General features: G+C 53.3%; 2 protein-coding genes. Both read left to right on the forward strand.

What is annotated here, in order from left to right; all coding sequences use genetic code 11:
* The first annotated feature begins 46 nt into the window (after window positions 1-46).
* Entirely contained in the window at window positions 47-661 is a 615-nt protein-coding gene (locus ACR0P9_RS11950; RefSeq protein WP_432620443.1) for a DUF5662 family protein, read from the forward strand.
* A 57-nt stretch (window positions 662-718) separates the two neighbouring features.
* Window positions 719-1,792: glycoside hydrolase family 3 N-terminal domain-containing protein (locus tag ACR0P9_RS11955; protein ID WP_432620445.1), on the forward strand; the 1,074-nt coding region annotated here is incomplete at its 3' end.

Here is a 1,792-nt window from a genome sequence, read left to right on the forward strand (position 1 = left end):
ACTGCTCAATCTGCTGTTCTGAGGGCGAAGATAAAAAGGGATACCTATGAAATCAATAGAGAAAGAACAACCGGCGCAGGCAAAAGCGGACAAGCGTCCGAAGTGGCTGCGGCATCTGTGCACCGTCCATCAGCATCGGACATTAGTACGGCACTACTGTTTTAAGTTGGGATTATATCGCCAAGGACTGATGCATGATCTGTCCAAATACAGCCCGACGGAATTTTTGGTCGGCGCGAAGTATTATCAGGGCTATCGCAGTCCGAACACGGCGGAACGCCTTGACCGCGGATACAGCTCAGCATGGCTGCATCATAAGGGCAGAAACAAGCATCATTTGGAATACTGGATTGATTATTCGCTGCAAAAAGACGGCTATCCGCTTGCCGGTATGGAGATGCCGGTGAAATATGTCGCAGAGATGCTGTGCGACCGCATTGCCGCCTGCCGCGTCTATCAGGGCGAAGCATATACGGACGCTTCGGCGTGGAAGTATTATGAAAATGGTCTGCGCGTCAATACCATGATTATGCATCCGAAAACCCGCGCGCTGCTGGAAACCATGCTGCACATGCTTGCCGAAAAGGGCGAAGAGGAGACCTTCGCGTATATTCGGCGGGAGGTGCTGGGAAAGCAGGCAGCGTTTTCTCAAAACCAGTAGAAAAAATCCAATAAATACGGTATACTGGTACGAGAGAAAACCGCAGGAGGTTATAAGATGAAGAAGCGATATTTGCTGCTGATTCCCGTCGTTATCTGTTTGATTGTGAGTGCAGCAGCCATCGGATATATTCAGATTCATCCGGAGCAGGCGCCAGAGGGCACTGCTTTTCTGGTACAGGAAGCGAGCAAGAAACAGGCACAAGCGGCGAAAGAAGCGGAAGACGAATCGCTCACGGCATCGCAGAAACAGGCAAAGCAGCTGACCGAGAAGATGAGCTTGGAGCAAAAGCTGTATCAGATGCTGTTTGTGACGCCGGAAGCTCTGACCCAGACCGATCAGGTTGTTCGCGCAGGTGCTGCGACGCAGGCGTCCATAGAAAAGCGTCCGGTCGGCGGCGTATTGTATACGAACCAGAGCTTGCAGGGAAAAGCCCAGATCAAAGATATGCTGAGCCATACCCAGGACTATGCCAAGGAGTCCGGCGGCGGAATCCCGGTATTCTTGGGCGTGCAGGAGCAGGAAGGCGGCGATGCGCCGGTAGCACAGGCACTTCAGACGACAAGTATTTTGAAGGCGGACAAGAGCACAGACGACAAAACAGCGTATGCGCTGGGGCAGACCCTCGCGGAGGAACTGCGCAGCGTAGGCTTTACGGTGAACTTTGCGCCGACCGTCACGACAGATAAATTGGCAGCCAGTGAGGTCAAGGGATTGCAGGAAAACCAGGTATTGTCCGCGGTTTCTGCATTTCCGAACAGCGGAAACACAGATATTTCTGCGTTTCAGGCTTGCATCAAGCAGAATCCGGCGTTTATGATTGTCTCGCACGATACGATAAAAGAATACGACACCGTGCCGTGCTCCGTATCGTCCAAGGTCATGACGGATACCTTGCGCAAGAAGCTCGGCTACAACGGCATTGTGATGACCGATGCCCTGAGCGATGAAAAACTGACCGACGCGTACACAGAGGGAAAAGCCGCTGTGCTCGCCGTACAGGCGGGAGCGGATATGCTGCTGGAACCGTCCGATGTGGACGCCGTATATCAGGCACTGTTTCAGGCGGTGTCCGACGGCAAGCTGACCGAGCAGCGCATTGATGAGAGCGTACAGCGCATTCTGACCGCG

The organism is Butyricicoccus sp., from assembly GCF_050872565.1.
In the GTDB taxonomy this organism is placed as follows: Bacteria; Bacillota; Clostridia; order Oscillospirales; family Butyricicoccaceae; genus Butyricicoccus_A.

Coding starts and splice junctions, on each gene's coding strand:
- ACR0P9_RS11950 (WP_432620443.1), top strand. CDS start 47: ATGAAATCAATAGAGAAAGAACAACCGGCGCAGGCAAAAGCGGACAAG.